Raw genomic sequence first — 22,006 nt, 5'->3', positions numbered from 1 at the left:
TCACCGGTAGTACAAAATTAACGGAAAAATTATAGCACTACAATTACAATTCGCCGATATGGTAACGTATGAGAGCTACGACTCCTTAAGCGACCTTCCGCGTCGCTACCGAAAACGTGTGAAAGACCTGATGTTTGACGGTGAAGAGTTCATCATGGCGATAGACACGAAGAGCGGTCGTGTTCGCTCAAAACACAATACGAAGCTCGTTCTTACGAACTCTCGAATAATTCGAGTGAAGTCAGGGATGGTCAAATCCAAAAGTGAGGACTACAGCCTCGGTGAAATATCCAGTATCCAATTTAATCGCGGGATTAGAAAGAGCGAACTCGTGTTGCAAGGGTCAGGAATAAATGACAGTTATCCTACTACAAAGCGACATGGGGAAGCGTTCGCCGGTGCAGCAAGGGAACAACAATCAAATAACCAGTAACGGAGTATTTATTTGTAATTGATATACAACCCCTTGCTTATGGTTTACAATTCCGAGATGGCGTTTCTATCATCTCCTGTCGAATATCCGTCCTGATCCAGAGAGCCAGACGAGGAACTGGAGAACGTACCCTCTGCTTGGGACCTCATTCCCAGCGTCTCTAGAGAGAAGGTTTGGGAACTAACGTTATCGTCGTGAACGACGGAGTGACAGGCTATGACAGACGCGACGGTGTGTCTCTCGATACACTTCGACGCGGTATCCACCTGGCTCTGGGCGTACGACTCGTGGGACATGCCGACGAGACACTCCCGCGGGGTGTACGGCGCGGACGTCGGAGCGCCCCGGTTGCTCGACCTCCTCGACCGGTACGACGTCCCCTCGACGTGGTGTATCCCCGGCCACACCATCGAGAGCTTCCCGGACGTCTGTGAGGAGGTACACGCCCGTGGCCACGGCGTGCAACACCACGGGTGGACGCACAGGGGACCGTCGACGTTCGAGAGCAGGGAGGCGGAGAAACGGGACATCGAACGGGGTATCGAGTCGATTCGCGCCCTCACCGGCGAGACGCCGTCCGGGTACGCGTCCCCGGCGTGGGACTTCTCCGAACACACCCTCGACATCCTCCGGGAACTGGGATTCGAGTGGGACTCGAGCGTCATGGCGGCCGACTTTCGACCGCACTACCTCTACGGGGGGTGGGAAGCCCCCGAGGACGGGCCGTACCAGCGGGGGGAACCGACGGACGTGGTCGAACTCCCCGCCTCGTGGGAGCGCGACGACTTCCCCCCGTTCACGTACACCTGGTCGCGGCCCCACCGGATGGGGTACGTCCCGGAGGACGCAATCTTCCAGAAGTGGTACGACCAGTTCGACTGGATGTACGAACACGTCGAGGACGGCGTGTTCGTGCTGACGCTGCACCCGCAAGTCGTCGGCCAGGCACACCGACTGATGCGCCTCGAGTCGTTCCTCCAGCACGTTCGCTCGAAGCCCGGCGCGAGTTTCGAGACGATGGACGACGCCGCGGCCGCGTTCCGCGACGAGAACCCCCCGGAGGCGGCGTGAGCGACGGGGGCGATTCGATTCCGACTATCCACCGCTTTCACACCACGTCGAGACCGGTCCGTTCGGGACGGTATCCCGGTACCGTCACTCGGTTTTCTCCAGGGAGCCGATGGTATTTAGCCGCGTCCCGGCGAATCTCCCCCCATGGACTCAGGCGAAGAGCCGAACGACGTCACCGAGGAGGAACTGGAACGGGTCGACATCGGTCAGGCCGTCTACGACGAGGAGGGCAACGCGCTCGGCTCCATCCGCGGGTTCGACGAGGCGGGCTTCTACGTGACGATGCGCGAGGGCTACGAGTCGTTGAGCGTCACGCACGCCCGCACCGGCCACGAGTTCGGCGAGGGGTTCCTCATGTGGCGCTGCACCGAGTGCGGCGAGATGGGCGAGATAGACGACGGTCTCCCCGACCAGTGCCCGAACTGCGGATCGCCGAAGGAGGACCTCTACTACTGGACCGAGGACTGACGCCCGACCGGAGCCGGACCGAACCGCTCTTTTCCAGGCCGACCGACCGGCGCGCATGAACGTCGTCGTCTTCGGCGCGGGCGCGCTGGGGAGCCTCGTCGGCGGCGTACTCGCCCGCGAGCACACCGTCACCCTCGTCGGACGCGACCCCCACGTCCGGCGGGTGAACGCCGACGGCCTCCGCGTCTCCGGCGAACTCGACGTTCGGACGCACCCGCGCGCGACGACCGACGGGACCGGCCTCGCGGCGGACCTCGCGCTCGTCACGGTGAAGGCGTACGACACCGCCGCGGCGGCCGAGGCGCTCGCGACGGGTGACGTCGCGCCGGTCTGCTCGCTCCAGAACGGCCTCACGGAGGAGCCGCTCCGCGACCGACTCGGCGACCGCGTGCTCGCCGGTACGGCCACGTACGGCGCGCAACTCGTCGAGCCGGGGCACGTCCGGTGTACCGGCGTCGGCCGGATACACGTCGGCGAACTCGACGGCGGCGCGAGCGAACGGGCCGACCGCGTCGCCGGCGCGTTCCGCGCGGCCGGTCTCGACTGCGAAGCGGACCCGGCGATGCCGCGCCGGCGCTGGGAGAAACTCGCCGTCAACGCGGGCGTCAACGCCGTGACGGCGCTCGCGCGCGTCCGGAACGGCGCGCTCGGGAGCGCGCCCGGCGACGCGCCCGCGGCGCGGGCGGCCCGCGAGACGGCCCGCGTCGCCCGCGCGAGCGGAGTGGACCTGTCCGACCACCAGGCGGAGGAGGCACTCGAGACGGTAGTGGCGGAGACGGCCGCGAACCGCTCGTCGATGCTCCAGGACGTAGAGAGCGGGCGACGGACCGAGGTGGACGCGGTCAACGGCGCGGTCGAAGAACGGGCCGGGACCTTCGGCGTCGAGACGCCCGTGAACCGGACGCTCGCCGCGCTCGTTCGGACGTGGGAGACGGAACGAGGGCTACGCGGACCGACGAACGAGAGCGACGAGAACGACCGGAGCGGGTGACTCCGGCGGACCGACTCGCTACTCGACGTACCCCAGGTCGCGGAGCCGGTCGGTCGCCTCCTCGTCCATCCCGGCGAGCGAGTCGTCCGACACCTCGGCGTCGTCGGCGTCCGTCCACGCGCCGCCGGCGGCCGACTCGAACTCCGCGAGCGCCGCCTCGGCGGCCGCGACCACCTCGTCGTCGCTGTCCGCCAGGTCGTGCGTCTCGTCCGGGTCCTCGTCGATGCGGTACGCCTCGTCCGGGACGCGGTCGATGCGGACGTACTTCGCGCGCGGACTGCGGGCGGCGCGCATCCGCGAGTAGAACCGGGAGTCCTCGTCGAGGGCGATACCGGCCGCGCTCGCCTTCTCCTCTAGCTGGTTGAGTTCGACCACCGGCCGGGAGTACTCGACGAAGCCGTACTCGCCGGTCGGGCCGGCGACCTGTCCGGGGTCTGGGTCGGTCACGCCCTCGAACGCGCGGTACTCCGACGAGAGGAGCGAGCGCGTCGGGTCGAGCGCGACGGCCTCGTCGCCCCGGTCGACGGGCGTCCCGCCGGGGGTGTCGAACGCGTCGAGCACCGTGTGGTAGAGGTCGACCAGTTCGACCGTCTCCGCGCGCCGACCGCCGCCGAGTTCGGGGTGTTTCACCAGCAGCGGGACGTTGACGAGCGGGTCGTACAGGGCGAACTCGTGACCGTAGAGGCCGTGCTCGCCGTGGAGTTCGCCGTGGTCCGCACAGACGACGACGGTCGTGTCGTCCCAACGACCGGTCTCGCGCAGCCAGTCGAACAGGGCCGAGAGCTGGTCGTCGATGTGGGCGATTTCGGCGTCGTACAGCCCCCGGATGGCCTCCCACTCCGCGTCGTCGATGTCGCGCGCACCGCAGTTGAACTCCTTCGAGTTCTGACACACCCGTTCGGAGTCGACGCCCGGGGCGAACCGGTCGACGTACTCCTCGGGCGGGTGGTACGGCAGGTGCGCGTCCATGAGGTTGACGAAGGCGAACCAGTCGTCGCCGGCCGCCTCGCTGTCCTCGACGAACGACCGGGTGCGCTCCATCACGGCGGGCGTCTTCGAGTCAGCCCCCTCCCCCGAGGCGAGGTACTCGTGGGCGACGTTGCCGAGCGAGACGAGTTTGTCCGCGACCGTCCGGAGCGCGTCGCTGTCGTTCATCGTCTTCCACGCCTTCGCCAGCGGCCCCGAGAGGAGGTCCCCGGGCATCACCTGGAAGAAGTTGTCCTGGCTGTCGAACCCGTCGGTCAGGTGCGTGTACGGCGTTATCCAGGCGTTCGATGAGTAGCACGCCGTCGCGTAGCCGGCCGCCGAGAGTGTCTCGGCCAGCGTGGTCGCCCCTTCGAGGTAGGGGTTCTCCTGGTCCGCGCGGTGCTGGTGGGGGTAGAGGCCGGTGAACAGCGACGCGTGGACGGGGAGCGTCCACGGGGCGGGAGCCACAGCGTTCTCGAACACGGTGGCCTCCGCCGCGAACGCGTCGAGGCCGGGCGTCGTGTCCCGCTCGTAGCCGTACGGCCCGAGTCGGTCCTTCCTGACCGTGTCGAGCACCACGAACAGGACGTTCGACGGCGGGTCTCCGGTCATGGGGGCACTGTGACCGGCGCGGAGAATACGTGTTGCGATTGTCCACACGAACCGGTACAGGGCCCTCGTCCGACGCGGCGGGTCACTCCTCGCTCTCTGTGAGGCTGCCCGGCTCGTCGACCTCCGCCTCCCCGAAGATGCCGGGTTCGTTCCGGAGCGCGAACGCACCGGCCGCGACCGAGCGCTTCGAGACGGCGGCGATGCGGAGGACGTACGCCGTGAGCAGGACGAACGGCGCGAGCGCGACCGCGTACGCGAAGCTGACGTAGAGGAGGTGTCGGGACACGCCGAACAGCGTCGCCGACGGGAACAGGTTCGCGTCGATGGCGAGCAGGACGTAGGAGGTGAACACGATGGAGGGGAGCGACACGTACAGGAGCCACGTCGACAGGCTGGCGAGTTCCTGCTTGAAGTAGAGCGTCTTGAAGTACTCCCGGCCGGCCGCGAAGAACTTCAGCGTCTCGATGACGTCGTCCAGTTGCTCGCGCTCGTCCGTCGAGAGCGCGTCCGCGAACGCCGCCTGGAGGTGGCGCGCGCCGTGGATGTGGCGCGCGTACTGGTACTCGAGACCGGCGAGGAGGACGCGCGGGACGCGCGTGTTCGACCGGTCCAGCGTGCGAGAGACCTCGTCCAGCCTGTCGAGTACGTCGTCGGCGTAGGCGTCGAGCGCTGCCGAGAGGTCGGGAGCGTCCCCGGCGGCGTCCTCCCGGAGCGCGGTCGCGTCCTCCCGGAGCGAGCGGACGATGAACTCGAGGAACTCGACGGGTTCGGCCGGACTCACCCCGGCGGCGGCGAACTCCTCGACCTCCAGCTGGAAGGCGAGCGTGTCGTCGATGCGGTCGTACTGCGAGCGGAGCGGCCCGAGTTCCTGCGAGATGACGACCGAGTTGATGGAGACGACGATGGAGACCAGCAGGATGGTGCCGCCGAGCAGGGTGTTGAACAGCGTCTGGACCGCCCGCGTCTCCGTGAGCAGGTCCTGCATCTCGAACGGCCAGAGGATGCCGGCGACGAGGAGCAGACAGAACACGACGACCGACAGCACGGCCGTGACCGCCAGTCTGTCCGCGTCCAGCAGGGCGGCCCGTACGAGTCGGCCGTCGGTGCCGCGGCGCGCGAGTCCGGCGGGAGGGCGTGGGGGAGCGGGCATTCGGGTCGACGCTTGTACGCGCCGGCGTGCATAGGTAGTTGTCGGAGGACGTCGGGAGGCGGCGCTCGGAAGGGAGGCCGAGGTCAGTCGGCGATGGCCGGCTCCTCCTCCAGCCGGCCCGTCGGGCGGGTGCCGCGCCGCGCCGCCGACCGTTCGTACGCCGCGACCACGGCGATTCCCCAGAGTATCGCCAACGCCGACCAGGTGGCGTCCAGGCCCGACATCGTCGGGTTGAACACCGACGCGACGCCGAGCATCACGGCCATCGCGCCGGCGCCGTACGCCGCCAGCCGCCGGCCGCCGTTGTTGAACGCGGCCAGCGCGGCGAGGGCGAGGAAGCTCAGCCCGAAGTAGACCATCGTCGCGTAGTGGCCCATCGCGGCGTGTTCGTCCGTGAGGACGAGCTGGAAGTTCAACTGCCCGGCGACGTAGAGGAGGACGGGGACGGCCGCGAGACCGGCCAGACCGAGCAGGACCGGGTCGACGCCGTCACGGTCGAGGCTGCCGAACTCGAGCAGTTCGCGGCGGGCGGGGTGGAGCACCGCGGCGACGAAGACGGGCGCGAAGAACAGCATCGCGTCCGAGGTCAGGACCGAGACCGGTCCGTTCAGGACCATCCCGGGGCCCATGTCGAGGAGCGTCATGACCAGCGCGACCTGCATCGCGGTGACGCGCCTCGCCGGCCGGTACAGTTGGACGACCATCGCCAGCCCCCAGACCCAGACCCACGTCGCCAGCGCGATGTCGTGGACGAAGTGAATCGTGTCGACGAGCACGGGATCGAACCAGCCGTAGAACACGGCGAACAGGTGGAAGTTGAACGCCACGAGCCAGAAGAACACGAAGACGAGGACCGACAGGTAGAACCCCGCCATCCGGACCAGGTGGAGCGGGCTCCGCCCCCGGAGCACGTCCAGGTTCACCGGCGCTCACCCCCCTCGTCGACCGCCGGTCCGTGCGGACCGCCCGCGCGGCTCGAGGTAGTGTCGGCGTTCGTCGAGAACCCACGGCGGTGAGACCGAACCCGCGGGGCGGGCCAGCCGAGTGCGGCGACGCTCTCCGGTGTCTGTCGTGTCTGTGGAGTCATCACACACCACAGATAGCGGTGTGAGAGTATGATGATATCTCGTGCAATAGTTTCACGTCGCGGACGACTTGCGGGTCAGGTCGGCAGGTCGGCGGCCGTCAACTCGGTCGCCCGCTCGCGAAACCCGTCGTACTGCTCCCGGACCCACTCGCGGACGACGTCGTCCTCCGTCTCGACGAGGGCGCCGGGAAGCCCGTGGTCGTCGGTGGGCGCGAGCATCGCGACGTCGTCCGCGAGTCCGAGGGCGAACGGAACGCGTCCGTCGTACAGATAGACGGGGGCCCGGCCCGATTCGAGGAGGTCGCGAATCCAGCCCACCAGCGTCTCGTCCGCGAGGGCGTGGTCGATGGCCTCCGCCGTGATGACGGTCTCGACCAGCACGTCGTCGTCGGGGTGAGCCGTGACCCGGTTGTGGAGTCCTTCGAGCGAGCGAGACGCGAGCGTGTTCGACAGCAGACGCACCCGCCGCGCGCCGGCGATGAGTTCCTCCGCCCGGCGGACGTGGGCGAGGACGTCGCTGGCCTGGGGGGTCGTGACGGTGGCCGACCCGAACCGGCGAACGTCGAACTCCATCCGGTCGGTGGGCAGTCCGAGGACGGCGTCACCGAGGCGCTGGATGGTCTCGACGGCGTCGACGAGGTCTGCGAACTCCGCGGCGAGGAGGGCACCCCACGCCGTCAGGGCGTACTCCCGGTCCCGCCGGTCGACCCAGTGCCGGTCCTCGAAGTCCCCGAGGACGCGCCCCAGCGTCGGTTGCGGGACACCCGTCTCCTCGTGGAGAGCGGGACGAGTCCGCGGCCCGGAGGCGAGCGTCCGGAGCACCCGAACGCGGTGTTCCGACCGGGCGAGAAACGCGATGTCGTCGAGCGGCGTTGGAGTTGACATGACCAGTCCGTCGAGTGTGAGTAGTTCCCACACAGCATAAGTCCGGAGTGTCTCCCGTGGCGAACGGGCGTCGCTTCCAGAGAGACCGGGGGGAGCGGTGACCGTCAGTGGGGTTCCGCGATGCCCTGCACCCAGACGATGCCGATGTGGATGGCGATGAGCGCCGTCACCACGAACGGGAGCAGGAACACGTGCAGGATGTACATCCGCATCAGCGTCGACTGGTTCGGCGTGAAGCCGCCGAACAGGAGCTGGGTGACCCACTCGCCGACGAGCGGGATGGAGAGGAACAACTCGACGCCGATCTGCCCGGCCCAGAACGCCAACTGGTCCCACGGGAGCAGGTAGCCGGTGTACCCGAAGAGCATGACGAGCGAGATGAGGACGACGCCGAGCAGCCAGTTGAGTTCGCGGGGTTCCTTGTACGCGCCCGTGAAGTAGACGCGCAGCATGTGGAGGAACACGGCCGCGGTCATCACCTGCGCGGACCACCGGTGAATCGACCGCAGCATGAACCCGAACTGGAGGTCCCGCATGATGAACGCTATCTGCTGGTACGCGATGGACTGCTTGCCCGCCGCGGCCGCCCCCACCGCCGGACTGTAGTAGAACCCGAGTAAGGCCCCCGAAATCGCCGCCACCACGTACGAGAGGAGGCTGAAAAGGCCGAGGGTGTAGAGTGGGTACCAGTACCAGAACTTGTTGTCGAGGTCGTACTGTTCGGTGTGGCTCTTGGGCATCTGGAGGTTGACCCGGTAGTAGAGCGTCTCCAGGAGTTCGAGGTAGTCCACGACGCGGAGCCGCTCGTCGAGCCACGCCAGCCCCGTGAGATACCTCCGTTCGAGCGGCGTGAGGTCCTGCTCTCTCATCCACTTCGCGTGGTCGTGGTCGTCCGTCCGCCGGAGGCTCATCGTCCCCACCGCCAGCCGACGGTGTCAGAAGCGCGACCGGGCGGGGTCGAGACGCCACCGAGGACCGCCTCCGGTTCGTGGCCGTTCAGACGACGTGCGTTGCCGCGCGATGACCGGGCCGCGGAACCTGTATGTCTCATGTCGAACCCCGTCACTCTCTCTCACGGCGCCGAACGTCGATAATGATACTGGGTGACACAGTTTCACGGAGTGAAAGTCTCGTTCGGAGTCAGGTCGTCGACGTCGAGGCCGCGAGAAACCGCGAGAAACGACGCCCGTTCCGACGGGTACGACAACGTCGTTCCGGACGGCCCGGGCGGCCCGGAGGACGACGACCCGACCGAACGTGTCCGGTATCGACCAGAGACCGGCGGAACGTGGGGCCCGAAGACGCCGCTCTCCCCGTTCGAAGGACGCGAATCGCGTTCGAGTCGCGGAAACGTATTTGTGGTTCGGGTCCCGAGGTGGTGAGGAACCGACCGATTCGAGGACCCGGGAAAGTGAGGGAAGCGAGTGAACGACCACCCCATCGAGCACGGACGGCCCCGGACGTGAGCGGCCCCGCCCCGTTGGACGACGTCGAGTTCCTCGCCCGTTCCTCGAACCGCGTTCGGGTGCTCCGGACGCTCGCCTCCGGGCCGCGGACTCGTCCCGCTCTCCACGAGGAGACGGGTGTCCCGCAACCGACGCTGGGGCGCATCCTCGGGGGCTTCGAGGACCGGCACTGGGTCGAACGACGGAGTCCCGAGTACGCGCTCTCCTCGCTCGGAGAACTCGTCGTCGAGCAGTTCGACGAACTGTTGAGTACGGTCGAGACCGTCCAGCGTCTCGGCGACGTGATTCGACACCTCCCGACCGAGCGGATGGACTTCGGCGTCGAACGGTTCGAGGACGCCACCGTCACCAGACCCGAAGCCGGCGACGCGTTTCGTCACTTCCGCCGGATAGAGGAACTGTACTACGAGTCCGACCGCGCGCGTCTCCTCAGTCCCACCGTCGCTCCGGGCTCGCTCAAGGAACACCACGAGCGGATGAGAGCGTTCCTCGACAGCGACCGGCGGAACGAGGCCATCGTCCCTCCGGAGGCGCTGAAGCAGGAACTGGCCGACGAAGAGACGGTGGAGTTGGTTCGAACCGCCCTCGAATCGGGCCGCTCGTCGTCGTACCTGTACGACGGCCCCATCCCCTGCATGCTCGGCGTCATGGACGGCACCGCGATGCTCGCCCCGACCGACGAGCGGGGAATCCCCACCGCGGTCGTCGAGACGGACGACGAGACCGTCCGGTCGTGGGTCGAGGCCCAACTCGACGCCTGCCGGGAGCAGTCGACGCGGGTGACGGCGGACGACCTCCCGCTGTGACCCCCCGTCGAGCCAGGTCGTCCGGTTCGACCACCGCAAGGCGACCACGGACCGAGTCCGCGCCTCGAACGGAACGAGGAGGGTATCGGGTACCCCGCCGCTGGTTCGAGGCGGGGTTCCGCCGGACGCCGACGCGCGTGACTTCCCGGTACCCGTACCCTCGCCTGGCGGCCGGTGTCGGGTCGCCGGAGAGGCGGAGGGGGAAGCCACACCGAGAGTGCCGAGCACACGCCGTCGGACGAGTAGCGAGTAACCGGGACCGGAACCGGATTCCTATCGCGCGACCCGGTTTACGGCCTCGGAGGCACGACTGGTGGGTCCGGGGCGACCGGCAGCGAGAGCCGTCGCTGCGGGAGCGAAAGACGGGAGAAGGTGGGAGACCGGCGGTGCGCGAGGCGGACTAGAAGGGGGCCTGCGGTCCCTCGTCGTCCTCGCCGTCGGACTCGCCGGGGAACGACGGCGACGTACCACCCGACTGACCCATGCCGCCCAGGTCGCCGTCCGCGCCCGCGCCCATCCCGGTGTCGGCGTGGACCTCGGTTATCTCCGGGATCTCTTTGGTCATCCGGGACTTGATGGCCTGGATGGTCATCGGGGAGATGCCGCACCCCGAACACGCGCCGCCGAGCGCGATGTGGATCTCGCCCGACTCGCGGTCGAGGTGCTGGATGGCCGCGCTCCCGCCGTGCATCTGGATCTGCGGGAAGTTCCGCCGCAGGAAGTTCGTGACCCGCTCGCGGAGGTCGTCGTCGGCGTCCTGAGAGTCGGTGCTCATTGTGCGTGCGTTGGCGGCACGCGGCTTTATGCCTTGTGCTCGTCCGCCCCGTCGCTCGGCGGGTCGAGGTCGAACACCGCGTACAGTTGTCGCTCGATCTCCTCGACGTACCGTTCGAGCGTCGCCGTCAGTTTCTCCTCGTCGACGACGACGGCCGTGACCCGGTCGGTCGGGTTCTCGGGGAGTTCCACGCGAAACGTCCCCGCGTCGGCGTCGTAGAACGGTTCGGACTCGTTGAGCACCTGCTGGTCGACGGCGTGAATCAGCTCCGAGTCGTACGTCTCGTTCATCGCCTCGAAGGCGTTCTTGTACGCCCGCTGGAGTTCGGGAAAGTAGTGGACGTACTTGTCCTCGAACTTCTCGGGGTCGAACTCGGCCATGGACGCCGATTCGTCGGCGCGGACGTAAGCCCGACGGTCCCGACCGTGAATCCCATAGCACGATACGGAACCGACCTCGCGACCCGAGCGACGAGGCCCGGCGCGGTCGCTCGCCACGTCGGTGCCACGGACTACGACGGACGAGCGGCCGGCTCAGAACGCCGTCCAGGCGCTCGACGACTGGGAGCGGTCGCGAACCCGGAGTTCGCGCGACCCCTCGTGTTCGCGGGTGTTGACGACCGTGTCGAACGGTTCGTACATGGTGTGGAGGGTCTGTTCGTCGTGTATCGTCGACCCGATGACGGCGACGGTGAACCAGCCCTCGCTCTCCGCCTGCGACGTCAACACCCGAACGAACTGGTAGACGTCCTGTGGGTCGAGGTACATCAGCAGTTCCGACAGCGAGTGAACCCCCACGCCGACCGTCTCCTCGAACTCCCGAAACACCTCGAACAGGTCGGTGAACTTCATCCCGATCTCGGTGAGGTTCTTCGGCGAGGAGACGTACCGGACGTACTCGGTGTCCTGAACCGACACGCCCCGCTGTTTCGAGACGCAGTCGACGACGCCGACCTCGTCGGGCGAGACGCCGGCCGCCTCCGCGAAGTCCGCGCGGACGGTCTCGGCCGTGTCGCCGGTCGTCACGAAGATTCCCCGCTTCGCGGCGTCCGCCAGCAGGCGGAACATCAGCGTGTACTTCCCCGTCATCGGAGGCCCGGCGATGAGAACGCTCCGCCCCTCGGGGGGATTATCGAGGGACAGCGGGGACTCCTCCGACATACCCGAACGCAGGCGACGAACTGTCAAAACCTTTGTCCATGCGCTCACCGTTCCGCCGTCGGAAACGGAGTCTCACTCGTCGCCCTCCCGACCGCCCGGGTCGAGGAACGCGGGCGGCTGAAGCGCGCCGAGGTCCGCGCCGCCGTCGAGTAAATCGAGGCGTCCGAACGTCGGCGGCCGGGTCGTCGTCGGCCCGCGGTCGCCGTCTCCGCCGTCCACGGGGTCGGCACCCGCTTCGTCGCTCGCCCCGACGAGTCGGTTCCAGACCGCGTCGTCGTCCGCGGTTCCGCGGAGTCCGGCCGCCTCCCGCCGGCCCTCCTGGTACGCGAGGTCGATGATGCTCCGGTCGTACGCGGTGTCGAGCGCCGCGTGGAGGCGGTCGAGTTCGGCCCGGTTCTCGTAGCCGAAGGCGGCGGCCACGCCGAGCGCGAACGCCCGGTCGATGGCCTCCTCGTCGGGGATGTCGGACCAGTCCGTTCCGAGTCGTTCCTCGTACATCAGCGGCGGGCCGCCTCGTCGCCACCCACGACGACGCCCTCGTCGGTGAACCCGAGGTCGCGGATGTCGGTGTCCACGTCGGTCCCGCGCATCTTCACCACCTGTATCCCGCGGCGCATCCCGCCGTCCTCCATGTAGTTGTGGAAGAAGACCACCCCGTGCGCGAGGTAGTGTTCGTCCGCGTACGCCGACGGGTCGGTCATCTCGGAGATGAGGTACGTCGTCGCGTCGCTCCGCTTGAGTGAGGAGAGGAACCGGATGGCCGTGTCGTCGGTTCCGTCGAGGAGGTACCGCAGCAGCATCGTCGAGTCGATGACCAGACGGTCGACGCCGCGCGAGTCGATGAACGAGGTGATGCGGTTGGTGATGCTGGTGAGGTCGCGCCGCTCGCCGGGGACGCCGAAGAACCGCTGGCCCTCGTCCGAGAAGGCGTCGAGGAACGTCACCTGCCCGGAGTCGAGCGCGTCGACGAACCCGAACTCGTACCCGCCCATGTCGCGCCGGAGGTCGTCGCGACTCTCGTGCATGCTGATGAACAGACAGCGGTCGTTCGCGGCCACGCCGGCGGCCACGAACTGCGCGGAGAACGTGGTCTTCCCGCTCCCCGGCGGCCCACAGATGGCGTACAGCCGGCCGTGCGGGAGGCCGCCGTCGACCACCTCGTCGAAACCGTCCACGCCGCTCGGTACGCGCATGTCGGTCGCTACCTCCGACCGGCGGATAAGCGTTCCCGCTCGAATCTCAGAACGGATACTCGGTGCCGACGCCGGGACGGCTCACGCCGTTCGCGGCGCGACCCAGACCACGAACCGGTCGTCGTCCGTGACGATGCCGGTGACCGCGTCGTCGTCGGTGACGGTCGTGTCGTCGACCTGGTCGGGCGTCACGTCGCGCACCTGGAACACCTCGTCGACGACCCAGCCGACGGTACCGCCCGTCTCGACGGCGTCGGAGTCGAAGACGATGATGCGCTCGTGTGTACCGCCGTCCTCGACGCCGAGGAGCGTCTTCGGGTCGATTATCGTGGTCGTCTTCCCCCGGAGGTCCATCACGCCCTCGACGTGGGCGGGAGCGTTCGGAATCGCCGTGAGGTCCGCCGCGTCGACGATCTCGTCGATGGCGGCGATGTCGAGACAGTACGTCTCGGCTCCGAGGCCGAACTCCAGCACCTGAGTGCGCTCGCCGGCGTCGGCCGCCTCGGTCGCGCGCTGACTGCTCGCCATGGGCGAATCCGGACCGGCATCGCCCTTAACCGTGCGCCTCGTGGTATCAGGGGTGAGATTCGGGACCGTGGGTTGATTAGCGGCGTCGAGGTACGCCTCCGTATGATTCGGTACGCCGCCGGGCCGCGGGGGAGGGGATGGGCGTGACCGGCGCACCACGGGCGGTCGTCGTCGACGACTCGCGGTTCATGCGCGGGCTCATCACCGACGTCCTCGAGTCCGGTGGGGTCGAGGTCGTCGGGGAGGCGGGCGACGGCGCAGAGGCGGTGTCGGTCGTCGCGGAGACCGACCCCGACGTGGTGACGATGGACGTGGAGATGCCGCGGATGAACGGCATCGAGGCCGTCGAGCGGGTGATGGCCGAGCGGCCGACGCCGGTGCTCATGCTCTCGGCGTACACGGAGGACGGCGCGGAGGAGACGTTCGCCGCGCTCGACGCCGGTGCGGTCGACTTCTTCGCCAAGCCCGGCGGCGAGGTGTCGACGGCCGTCTCGCGGCTGGAGGCGCGACTCGTCGAGACGGTCCGGTCGGTCGCGAGCGCCGACCTCTCGGGACAGACGGCGCGAGGCGGGGGGAACCGCGCGCCCTGCGGCCGCACGGACGCCGCGGGGGTCGCGCGGGCCGAGCCGAGCGGCGTCGCACCGGACACGACGGTCGTCGTCGGGGCGTCGACCGGCGGGCCGGACGCGGTCGAGCGGGTGCTGTCGGACCTGCCGACGGACGCCGACCTGCGCGTGCTCGTCGTCCAACACATGCCCGCGGCGTTTACCGGGCGGTTCGCCGACCGACTCGACGCGGCGTGCGACCTGAGCGTGCGGGAGGCGTCGGACGGCGCGCGCGCCGGTCGCGGCGAGGTACTCGTCGCCCGCGGCGGCCGGCACATGGAGGTGTCGAGCTACCGGGCGGGACGGCTCCGGGTCCGCCTCGTCGACGAGGACCGCGGGCAGAGCGTCCGTCCCTCGGTGAACGTGACGATGGCGTCGGCCGCGCGGGTCGTCGACGACCCGCTCGTGGGTGTCGTGCTGACCGGGATGGGCGACGACGGCTCCGACGGCGTCCGCGCCGTCACCGACGCCGGGGGGCGGGTCGTCGCGCAAGACGAGGAGAGTTCGGTCGTCTACGGGATGCCGAAGCGCGCGGCCGCGACGGGACGCGTCGGGGCGGTGCTCCCGCTGGCCGACGTCGCCGCCGGCATCGTCGGGGGAGAGTACGGTGTCTGACGCGCACGTGCGCGCGTTCGTCCGCGAGAGCGAGGAGGCCATCACCGACCTCAACAACGCCCTGCTCGCGCTCGAGAGTGACCCCGACGACTCGGGGGCGATGGACGGCGTCTTCCGGACCGCGCACACGCTGAAGGGGAACGCCGCCGCGGTGGGGTTCGAGGAGTTCTCCGGGCTGGCGCACGCGATGGAGGACCTCCTCGACGAGGTCCGCGGCGGCGAGACCGCCGCCTCCGGCGACCTGATGGACCTGCTGTTCGAGGCGGTCGACCGCCTCGACGCGATGCTCGGGGAGATAGACGAGCGGGGCGAGACGAGCGCCGAGACCGCCGAAGTGGCCGACGCGCTCCGGAGGTTCGCCGAGGGAGACGCCCGGGAGGCGAGTGAGGCCGATGCCGACGCGGGAGACCCGACGAGCGACGGCGACGCGTTCGAGCACGGCGTCGTCCCAAGCGAGGGCAAGGGGGTCTACCGGGCGACGGTGACGCTGCGGGAGACGGAGATGCCCGGCGTCGACGCGCTGTTCGTCCTCAACGCCGCGGCCGAGGCGTTCGGCGGACCAGTCACCGACCCCACTCACGAGGTGGTCGAGGACGGCGCGTTCGGGGAGTCGTTCGACTGCTACGTTCGAGCCGAGAGCGCGGACGAAGTGGAGGCCGAACTGGCGGTGAGTCAGGCGGAGTCAGTGGCGGTAGAGCAGGTCGAACCGTCGGCCGGCGACGACCCGGAGGGAACCGGACCCGGGAACCGGAGGGGAGCGACGCCGACGGGGGCGGCACCGACGACACGGACGGGGCCGAGAGCGCCGAGCGCGGCACCGACGGGTCGTCCGACGCGGACCCCGGTTCGGGGTCGGACGACATCTCGTCGGTCCGGGTCGACGTGGAGCGACTGGACGACCTGTACGGACTGGTCGAGCAGTTGGTGACGAGCCGCATCAAACTCCGCCGGGAGATGGACGGCGCCGGACTCGACTCGGACAACCTCGACGAACTCGACAAGATATCGTCGAGCCTCCAGGACACGGTGATGGAGATGCGACTCGTCCCGCTGTCGGCGGTGGTCGACACGTTCCCGCGACTGGTGCGCGACCTGGCGCGCGACCAGGGGAAGTCGGTGTCGTTCGACGTCGAGGGGCGCGACGTCGAACTCGACCGGACCATCCTCACGGCGATACGCGACCCGCTCGTCCACGTCCTCCGCAACGCGGTCGACCACGGCATCGAGTCGCCCGCCGAACGGGAGACGGCCGGGAAACCGTCCGAGGGAACCGTCGAACTCCGCGCGGACCGCGAGCGCGACCACGTCACCCTCGTCGTCGAGGACGACGGCGGCGGCGTCGACGCCGACGCCGTCCGCGAGAAGGCGGTCGAGAAGGGGGTGAAGAGCCGCGCCGAGGCGGAGGCGATGGACGACGCCGCGGCGCGCGACCTGCTATTCCACCCGGGGTTCTCGACGAACGAGGAGGTGACGGACGTCTCCGGCCGCGGGGTGGGGATGGACGTGGTGCGGACGACGGTCCGGGAACTCGACGGGACGGTCACGCTCGACTCGACGCCGGGCGAGGGCACCCGCCTCGAGATACGACTCCCCGTCACCGTCGCCATCGTCCGGGTGATGTTCGTCCGCGTCGACGGCATCGAGTACGGCGTCCCCATCAAGAACATCGGCGAGGTGTCGCGCGCGGACGACGTCGACGTGGCGCACGGCGAGGAGGTGGTGCGCCACGACGGCGACGTCTACCCGGTCGTCCGCCTCTCGGAGACCCTGCACGAACGCGGCGGCGTCTCGACCCCGACGGTGGCCGACGGCGGCGAGGACGGCGCCGGGATGCTGTTGCGCATCCACGAGGAGAGACGGCCCGTCGCGCTCCACTGCGACGAGGTCCTCCACCAGGAGGAGGTAGTCGTAAAACCGCTAGAGGGCGTCCTCTCGGGGACGCCCGGGCTCTCGGGGACCGCCGTGCTCGGGGACGGCGACGTGGTGTCCATCCTCGACGTGAAGACGCTGGGGGACGGCGAATGAGTCGGGCCGCCGACCGCGGGCTGGCGCGCGTCATCGAGTTCGTCGACGAGGCGGTGCCGTTCGAACCGGGCTACTACAACGAGGCGTACCTCGGCCGGCGCGTCGCCGCGCGGATGCAGCGCCGGAACGCGGCCGACCACGCGGAGTACCTCGACCTGCTCCGGTCGAACGAGCGAGAGCGCGAGGCGCTCCTGGACGCGCTCACGGTCAACGTCACCGGGTTCTTCCGCGACCCGGACGTGTGGGCGGACCTCCGGCCCGTGCTCCGGGAACTCACCGCCGAGCGACGCCGCGTCACCGGCTGGAGCGCACCCTGTTCGGACGGGCGCGAGCCGTACTCGCTGGCGATGCTCGCGGCCGACGACGACGAGGTCCGCGAGCGCCGGGTGGAGGTTCTCGGCTCGGACATCAGCGAGGCGGCCGTCGCCGCCGCCCGCGCCGGGACGTACGAGACCACCCGGACGACCGACATCGGCGCGGAACTCGGCCCGCTCGAGACGTACGAGCCGTACGTGGAACGCGAGGCGGAGCGGTTCCGCGTCCGCGAGCGGGTGAAACGACGGGTCGAGTTCGAGACGCACGACCTGATCCGCGACGGTCCGAAGTCGGACGTCGACCTGTTGCTCTGTCGCAACCTCCTCATCTACATCGACGGCGAGTACAAGCGGCCGCTGTTCGAGACGCTGTGTGCGTCGCTGCGCGAGGGTGGGTACCTCGTCGTCGGGAAGACCGAGACGGTCCCGCCGGCCTGCCGGAGCGCGTTCGAGCCGGTGGCGAAACGGAGCCGCATCTACCGGTACGTGGGATGATGTCGCTGTACACACTCGCGCACGACGACGAGACGGACGAACTGGTCGACCGGGCGCGCGGGAGCGGGAGTGCCGCGGTCCGGCGGCGCGCCGCGGAGATACTCGGCGAGGTGAGCGGCGCTGACGACGACGCGACCGTCGAGGCGCTCGTCGCGCTCGCGCGCGACGACGACGACGAGCGGGTCCGCGCGGCCGCCGTCGACGGGCTGGACGAACTCGGCGGGGGAGCGGTCGAGCGCCTGCTCGCGGCGGAGGCCGGCGTCGACCCGGACGCGGCCGACTGGGTCGCGGTCCGCGCGTTCACGCGGGCGCTCTCGTCGACGACGCCGGAGTTTCGGATGGCGGCCGCGAACGCGCTCGGACGCACCGGCGACGCGGACGCCGTTCGCCCGCTCGTGGCCGCGCTCGACGACGACGACCCGCGCGTCCGCGAGCGCGCGTGTCACGCGCTCGGACGAATCGGCGACGCGCGGGCCGTCGGGCGGCTGAAAGCGCGCCTGGGCGACGACCGCGGAGCGGTGAAGGCCGCGGCGGCCGACGCGCTGGGCACCATCGCCACCGGGCCGGCGCTGGCGGCGCTTCTCGACACGCTCGACGACGAGAACCCCTCCGTCCGCCGGGTGGCGGCGAGCGCGCTCGGGAACGCGAGCGGTGCGGAGCCGGTCCCGCGGCTCGCCGCCGCGCTCGACGACGACCACGACACGGTCCGGCGCGCCGCGGTGTTCTCCGTCATCGAACTGCTGGCGAACGCGCCGACCGACCGGAGCCACGCCGTGCGAGAGACCGTGGTCTCCGAACTGCGGGCCGTGGACGACGAGACGGTGCTCGGGCCGCTCGTCGAGATACTCGACGAGGCGAGCGAGACGCGCCAGCGGCGGAACGCCGTCTGGTTCGTCGGGCGCGTGACGAGCGACCGCCCCCCGCAGGAGGCGGTGGACGCGCTCGTCGGCGCACTCGGCGACGACGACCGGACGACCGCGCAGTTCGCGGCGACCAGCGTCGCGAACCTCGCGGGACGCGAGGTGGAGTCGGCGCTCGTCGCGCTCGTGCGCGACGGGGAGGCCACGAGCGAGGCGCGCGGGCGGGCGGCGTACGCGCTCGGCGACGTGGGCGGCGACCGGGCGCGCGAGGCGCTCGACGGACTCGTCGACGGCGACGTCGACGAGCGGGTCCGACAGCGGGCGTTCGCCGCGCTGTCGAAGCTCGGAGGTGTCCGATAGATGCCCGAGGCGGACGGGGAGGAGTACAAACTCGCCGACACGCCCGGTCGGTTCGCGCAGGCCGCGAAGGGCGGTCGCACGCTGAACGACGTCTCCTGGACCACGGGGCGGGTCGTCCTCTCGAACAGGCGGCTGGTGCTCGTCGGCAACGAGGGCAACCGGACGATTCCGCTCTCTCGGGTCGAGGCGCTCGGCGGCCGGTACGACGCGAGCCAGGAGGTACAGCGCGTCTCGAACTACGTGAGCCTCCGACTCGACGAGGGCGTGTTCCTCGTCTCCGCGACGGACCACGAGGCGTTCCGGACTGACCTCTACCGGGCGTTCCTCGACCGGGAGGTCGTCCGCGCGCGCCACCCTGCGGTCGCCGGCGGCGTCGTCCAGGACACCGAGTGGGAGAAGGCCCGGCTGAAGGTGGAGTCGGACGGCATCAGCCTTGCCCAACAGAGCGGAGCGTTCGTCCGCCTCGAACTCGACGACATCGGCACCGTCGAGGAGGTGGAACGCACGGTCCTCGGCGAGAAGCGGCCCGTCATCGAGGCGGAACACACCGACGACGAGGGGACGAGCGTGCGGACGTACCTCTCGGGCGAGACGTGGCACGTCGCCGCCATCAGGTCGTACCTCGAGCAGGGACAGGAGCGGAACGAGGGCGCGCTCGACCTCTCGGAGTCCGAGCGGGAGGTGCTGATGGCGCTGTACTCGGGCGTCTCGTCGTTCGAGGTGCCCACCTTCCTCGGGATGGACGTCGGCCGAGTCGAGGCGACGTTCGAGCGACTGGTCGAACTCGACGTGCTCGAGGAGGTGCGGACGCGGCGCGAGGTGAGCCTGCTGCCCCGCGGGCGCAACGTCGCCAGCGAGGCGATGAACGAGCAGTGAGCGGTCGCGCTGACGCCCGGCGGTGATTCAGTTCGGGGGCTCGCGTCCCCGTACCGCGAGACGGGCGCCGAGACTCAGTCCTCCAGCGACGCCTCGCCCGCGGTCACCGCCGCGTCCCAGTCGGGTCCACCGCGGAGCGTCGCGGCGTCGACGGGGTCCGCCGGGTCGTCGGGATAGTCGCCGAGCGACAGGTGCCACCACCGCACGTCGCGCCACTCGCCGAGTTTGTACCCCACGCGCTCGTACGTCCCGACGGGGTCGAACCCCATCGCCGCGTGAAAGCCCGTGCTCGCCGGGTTCGGGAGCGCCGTCCCGGCGTAGACGTTCCGGAACCCCTGCAGGCGGAGGAGCGCGAACAGCGACTCGTACAACCCGGTCGCCACCCCGCCTCGGCGGGCGCGCTCCGCGACGTACACCGAACTGTCGACCGACCAGCGGTACGCCCCCCGGCCGCGGTGAGCGTGGGCGTACGCGTACCCGGCAACCGCGCCGTCGCGCTCACAGACGAGCCACGGGAACCGCTCGACGGTGTCGGCGATTCGCTCGCGCACCGTCGCGGCGCTCGGAGGGTCCTCCTCGAACGAGACCGCCGTTTCGGCGACGTACGGTGCGTACATCTCGCGTATGGCGGAGGCGTCGGCCGCGCCGACCGGACGGATGGTGGCCATGCGCGAGCGTGGCACGCGGGAGGCAAAGCCGTCCCGGTCCGGGGGACCCGGGACCGGCACTAACGGGTCGACTGGCGACCCGGGAGCGACCACCGACCGGCCAGTGCCCACAAGTCGGTGGCGAACGCGAGCAGAGGTATGGTCAGAAAGTCCACCCTCGTCATCCTCGTCGGCATCGTGTTCCTGCTCATCCCGATTCCGCCGATCGCCACCATCATCGGCATCGTGACGATACTGCTCGGCGTCGCGCCCCGCGTCCTCGGCGGGTCGTAGACCGACCCCGCCCGGCGCCGTGCCGCACCGTCGGTCGCGAGAGGGGCGGCGGACGGGAGGCGCGGTGAGGACCCCCGTCGAGAGAGTCCGGTAGAGTGACGGGTGCGGCCGGGAAACGGAGCGGAGCGAACCGATGCCCCGCACTCCGGTCGCACGCCGCCGCGCCGTGCTGTCGCTGTTCGTCCTCGCGTACTTCGGCGTCCGGTTCGTCGAGTTCGCGCTGAGCGTGGTGTTCGCGGACCTGAAGGAGGGGCTGGGGCTGTCCGCGTTCGTCGTCGGCGCCGCCGTCGCCGCGAGCACGCTCACCTACGCCGCGGTCCAACTCCCGAGCGGCGCGCTCGGGGACCGCTACGGCGAGCGGCGGGTCGTGCTCGCGGCGCTGGCGCTCACCGGCGCGGCGAGCGTGCTGGTCTCGTTCTCCCCGTCGGGAGCGGGTCTCGTCGCCGGGATGGCGCTCGTCGGGCTGGTGAGCGGCGCGTACTACAGCCCGGCCACGTCGCTCCTGACCGACCTGTTCGAGGACACCGGCGGCGTCGTCGGCGTCCACCGCCTCGGCGCGCAGGCCGTCGGTCTCACCGGACCGGTGGTCGCGCTCGTGGCGGCGACGCACGGCTGGCGGGCGGTCCTCCTGCTCGCGGCGGCCGTCGTCGTCCCAGCGCTCGTGGGCATCGGAGCGGTCGTCGAACCGCGGTCACCGGCGGCCGACGGAGGCGACGAGAGGGGCGGGGGAAGAGCGTCGCCGACCGCGGTGCGGAGCCTCCTCTCGCGGCCGTCCGTGGCGTTCACGACGGCGGTGGCGGCGTTCGCGCAGTTCGCCGACACGGCGGCGTTCTCCTTCCTCCCGCTCCTGCTCCGGGAGTACCACGGCCTGTCGCCCGCGCTCGCCGGAACGCTGTTCTCCGGGTACTTCTTCGCCGTCGCCGCCGCCCAGCCGGTCGCCGGCCGCCTCTCCGACCGGGTCGGGCGCGACGCCGTGGCGTCGGCGGCGCTGGTCGTCGGGAGCGTCGGCTGTCTCGCGCTCCTCGCCCGCGGGTCGCTCGCGGTCACGGCCGCGGCCGTCGCCTGTCTTGGCGTCGGGATGGGGTGGGGACCGCCGGTGCAGTCGCGGCTGCTCGACCGGCTGGGAGCCGACGAGCGCGGGACGGGGTTCGGGCTGGCCCGCACCGCCTACATCGCGTTCGCGGCGCTCAACGGCGTCGCCGTCGGGTGGGTCGTGACGCGCTCGGGGTGGGCGGCGGGCTTGCTCGTCGTCGCCGGCGCGCTCGCGGTTCCCGCGCTCGCGCTCCCGACGAACCGGGTCGCGGGCACCGGCTGGTAGCGGCGG

The 22,006-nt window shown here is 69.9% G+C and carries 23 protein-coding genes and 1 pseudogene; 12 read left to right on the top strand and 12 right to left on the bottom strand.

Annotated elements, in window-relative coordinates:
- Positions 1-58: 58 nt before the first annotated feature.
- From AC6RUA_RS09545 to AC6RUA_RS09530, 4 genes are all read left to right on the top strand, one after another.
- Positions 59-433, top strand: a complete 375-nt coding sequence (locus tag AC6RUA_RS09545) for a PH domain-containing protein (protein ID WP_499812788.1) — start codon at positions 59-61, stop codon at positions 431-433.
- Positions 434-649: 216 nt separating this feature from the next.
- Positions 650-1,504, top strand: a complete 855-nt coding sequence (locus AC6RUA_RS09540) for a polysaccharide deacetylase family protein (RefSeq protein WP_499812787.1) — start codon at positions 650-652, stop codon at positions 1,502-1,504.
- 144 nt (positions 1,505-1,648) lie between these two features.
- The gene (locus AC6RUA_RS09535) at positions 1,649-1,972 is read left to right on the top strand and encodes a DUF7130 family rubredoxin-like protein (RefSeq protein ID WP_499812786.1); all 324 of its coding nucleotides are present in this window, start codon (positions 1,649-1,651) and stop codon (positions 1,970-1,972) included.
- 55 nt (positions 1,973-2,027) lie between these two features.
- Positions 2,028-2,963 carry a ketopantoate reductase family protein gene (locus AC6RUA_RS09530; protein ID WP_499812785.1) on the top strand — a complete coding sequence of 312 codons (936 nt, stop codon included), beginning with the start codon at positions 2,028-2,030 and terminating at the stop codon, positions 2,961-2,963.
- 18 nt (positions 2,964-2,981) lie between these two features.
- On the opposite strand, the gene AC6RUA_RS09525 is transcribed toward AC6RUA_RS09530, so the two are convergent.
- The 5 genes from AC6RUA_RS09525 to AC6RUA_RS09505 form a co-directional block, all read right to left on the bottom strand.
- Positions 2,982-4,541, bottom strand: coding sequence for a sulfatase (locus AC6RUA_RS09525; protein ID WP_499812784.1), 1,560 nt, complete (start codon positions 4,539-4,541; stop codon positions 2,982-2,984).
- Positions 4,542-4,623: 82 nt separating this feature from the next.
- Complete coding sequence (locus AC6RUA_RS09520; protein ID WP_499812783.1) at positions 4,624-5,691, bottom strand: DUF7972 family membrane protein; 1,068 nt, start codon at positions 5,689-5,691, stop codon at positions 4,624-4,626.
- Between the two features lie 83 nt (positions 5,692-5,774).
- Positions 5,775-6,614, bottom strand: coding sequence for a hypothetical protein (locus AC6RUA_RS09515; protein WP_499812782.1), 840 nt, complete (start codon positions 6,612-6,614; stop codon positions 5,775-5,777).
- 239 nt (positions 6,615-6,853) lie between these two features.
- The gene (locus tag AC6RUA_RS09510; RefSeq protein WP_499812781.1) at positions 6,854-7,663 is read right to left on the bottom strand and encodes a helix-turn-helix transcriptional regulator; all 810 of its coding nucleotides are present in this window, start codon (positions 7,661-7,663) and stop codon (positions 6,854-6,856) included.
- A gap of 104 nt (positions 7,664-7,767) precedes the next feature.
- A complete protein-coding gene (locus tag AC6RUA_RS09505) occupies positions 7,768-8,574 on the bottom strand; it encodes a cytochrome b (RefSeq protein WP_499812780.1) in 807 nt (268 codons plus the stop codon).
- Between the two features lie 551 nt (positions 8,575-9,125).
- Between AC6RUA_RS09505 and AC6RUA_RS09500 the strand changes: the two genes are divergently transcribed.
- On the top strand, positions 9,126-9,935 hold the full coding sequence (locus tag AC6RUA_RS09500) for a helix-turn-helix transcriptional regulator (protein ID WP_499812779.1): 810 nt from the start codon (positions 9,126-9,128) through the stop codon (positions 9,933-9,935).
- Positions 9,936-10,335: 400 nt separating this feature from the next.
- Here AC6RUA_RS09500 and AC6RUA_RS09495 read toward each other — a convergent pair whose 3' ends face one another.
- The 6 genes from AC6RUA_RS09495 to AC6RUA_RS09470 all read right to left on the bottom strand — a co-directional run bounded on the left by AC6RUA_RS09495 (position 10,336) and on the right by AC6RUA_RS09470 (position 13,591).
- On the bottom strand, positions 10,336-10,710 hold the full coding sequence (locus AC6RUA_RS09495; protein WP_499812778.1) for a NifU family protein: 375 nt from the start codon (positions 10,708-10,710) through the stop codon (positions 10,336-10,338).
- Positions 10,711-10,736: 26 nt separating this feature from the next.
- Positions 10,737-11,090, bottom strand: coding sequence for a DUF5783 family protein (locus AC6RUA_RS09490; protein WP_499812777.1), 354 nt, complete (start codon positions 11,088-11,090; stop codon positions 10,737-10,739).
- Positions 11,091-11,243: 153 nt separating this feature from the next.
- On the bottom strand, positions 11,244-11,870 hold the full coding sequence (locus AC6RUA_RS09485; RefSeq protein WP_499812776.1) for an RAD55 family ATPase: 627 nt from the start codon (positions 11,868-11,870) through the stop codon (positions 11,244-11,246).
- Positions 11,871-11,942: 72 nt separating this feature from the next.
- Positions 11,943-12,368, bottom strand: a complete 426-nt coding sequence (locus AC6RUA_RS09480; RefSeq protein WP_499812775.1) for a DUF8057 family protein — start codon at positions 12,366-12,368, stop codon at positions 11,943-11,945.
- Positions 12,368-13,063 (bottom strand): RAD55 family ATPase, encoded by a 696-nt coding sequence (locus AC6RUA_RS09475; protein WP_499812774.1) that lies wholly within the window; start codon positions 13,061-13,063, stop codon positions 12,368-12,370. The genes AC6RUA_RS09480 and AC6RUA_RS09475 overlap by 1 nt, the downstream gene beginning before the upstream one ends.
- Before the next feature lie 81 nt (positions 13,064-13,144).
- A complete protein-coding gene (locus AC6RUA_RS09470; protein WP_499812773.1) occupies positions 13,145-13,591 on the bottom strand; it encodes a chemotaxis protein CheW in 447 nt (148 codons plus the stop codon).
- Positions 13,592-13,728: 137 nt separating this feature from the next.
- Here AC6RUA_RS09470 and AC6RUA_RS09465 point away from each other — a divergent pair, with 137 nt between their 5' ends.
- The 5 genes and pseudogenes from AC6RUA_RS09465 to AC6RUA_RS09445 all read left to right on the top strand — a co-directional run bounded on the left by AC6RUA_RS09465 (position 13,729) and on the right by AC6RUA_RS09445 (position 19,741).
- On the top strand, positions 13,729-14,811 hold the full coding sequence (locus AC6RUA_RS09465; protein WP_499812772.1) for a protein-glutamate methylesterase/protein-glutamine glutaminase: 1,083 nt from the start codon (positions 13,729-13,731) through the stop codon (positions 14,809-14,811).
- Positions 14,804-16,836: pseudogene (locus tag AC6RUA_RS09460) on the top strand (chemotaxis protein CheA). The gene AC6RUA_RS09465 and the pseudogene AC6RUA_RS09460 overlap by 8 nt, the downstream one beginning before the upstream one ends.
- Positions 16,833-17,645, top strand: coding sequence for a CheR family methyltransferase (locus tag AC6RUA_RS09455; RefSeq protein WP_499812771.1), 813 nt, complete (start codon positions 16,833-16,835; stop codon positions 17,643-17,645). Before AC6RUA_RS09460 ends, AC6RUA_RS09455 begins: the two are co-directional and overlap by 4 nt.
- The gene (locus AC6RUA_RS09450; RefSeq protein WP_499812770.1) at positions 17,645-18,865 is read left to right on the top strand and encodes a HEAT repeat domain-containing protein; all 1,221 of its coding nucleotides are present in this window, start codon (positions 17,645-17,647) and stop codon (positions 18,863-18,865) included. Before AC6RUA_RS09455 ends, AC6RUA_RS09450 begins: the two co-directional genes overlap by 1 nt.
- A complete protein-coding gene (locus AC6RUA_RS09445; RefSeq protein WP_499812769.1) occupies positions 18,866-19,741 on the top strand; it encodes a CheF family chemotaxis protein in 876 nt (291 codons plus the stop codon).
- 74 nt (positions 19,742-19,815) lie between these two features.
- On the opposite strand, the gene AC6RUA_RS09440 is transcribed toward AC6RUA_RS09445, so the two are convergent.
- Complete coding sequence (locus tag AC6RUA_RS09440) at positions 19,816-20,409, bottom strand: arsinothricin resistance N-acetyltransferase ArsN1 family B (protein WP_499812768.1); 594 nt, start codon at positions 20,407-20,409, stop codon at positions 19,816-19,818.
- A 138-nt stretch (positions 20,410-20,547) separates the two neighbouring features.
- Here AC6RUA_RS09440 and AC6RUA_RS09435 point away from each other — a divergent pair, with 138 nt between their 5' ends.
- Positions 20,548-20,682 (top strand): transporter, encoded by a 135-nt coding sequence (locus AC6RUA_RS09435; protein WP_499812767.1) that lies wholly within the window; start codon positions 20,548-20,550, stop codon positions 20,680-20,682.
- Between the two features lie 133 nt (positions 20,683-20,815).
- The gene (locus AC6RUA_RS09430; RefSeq protein ID WP_499812766.1) at positions 20,816-22,000 is read left to right on the top strand and encodes an MFS transporter; all 1,185 of its coding nucleotides are present in this window, start codon (positions 20,816-20,818) and stop codon (positions 21,998-22,000) included.
- The last annotated feature ends 6 nt before the right edge of the window (positions 22,001-22,006 follow it).

The sequence above is a fragment of the Halorarum sp. SLYT50 genome, assembly GCF_059821265.1.
Note: the sequence above shows the minus strand (reverse complement) of the source record. Positions and strands in the feature narration are given on the sequence as shown.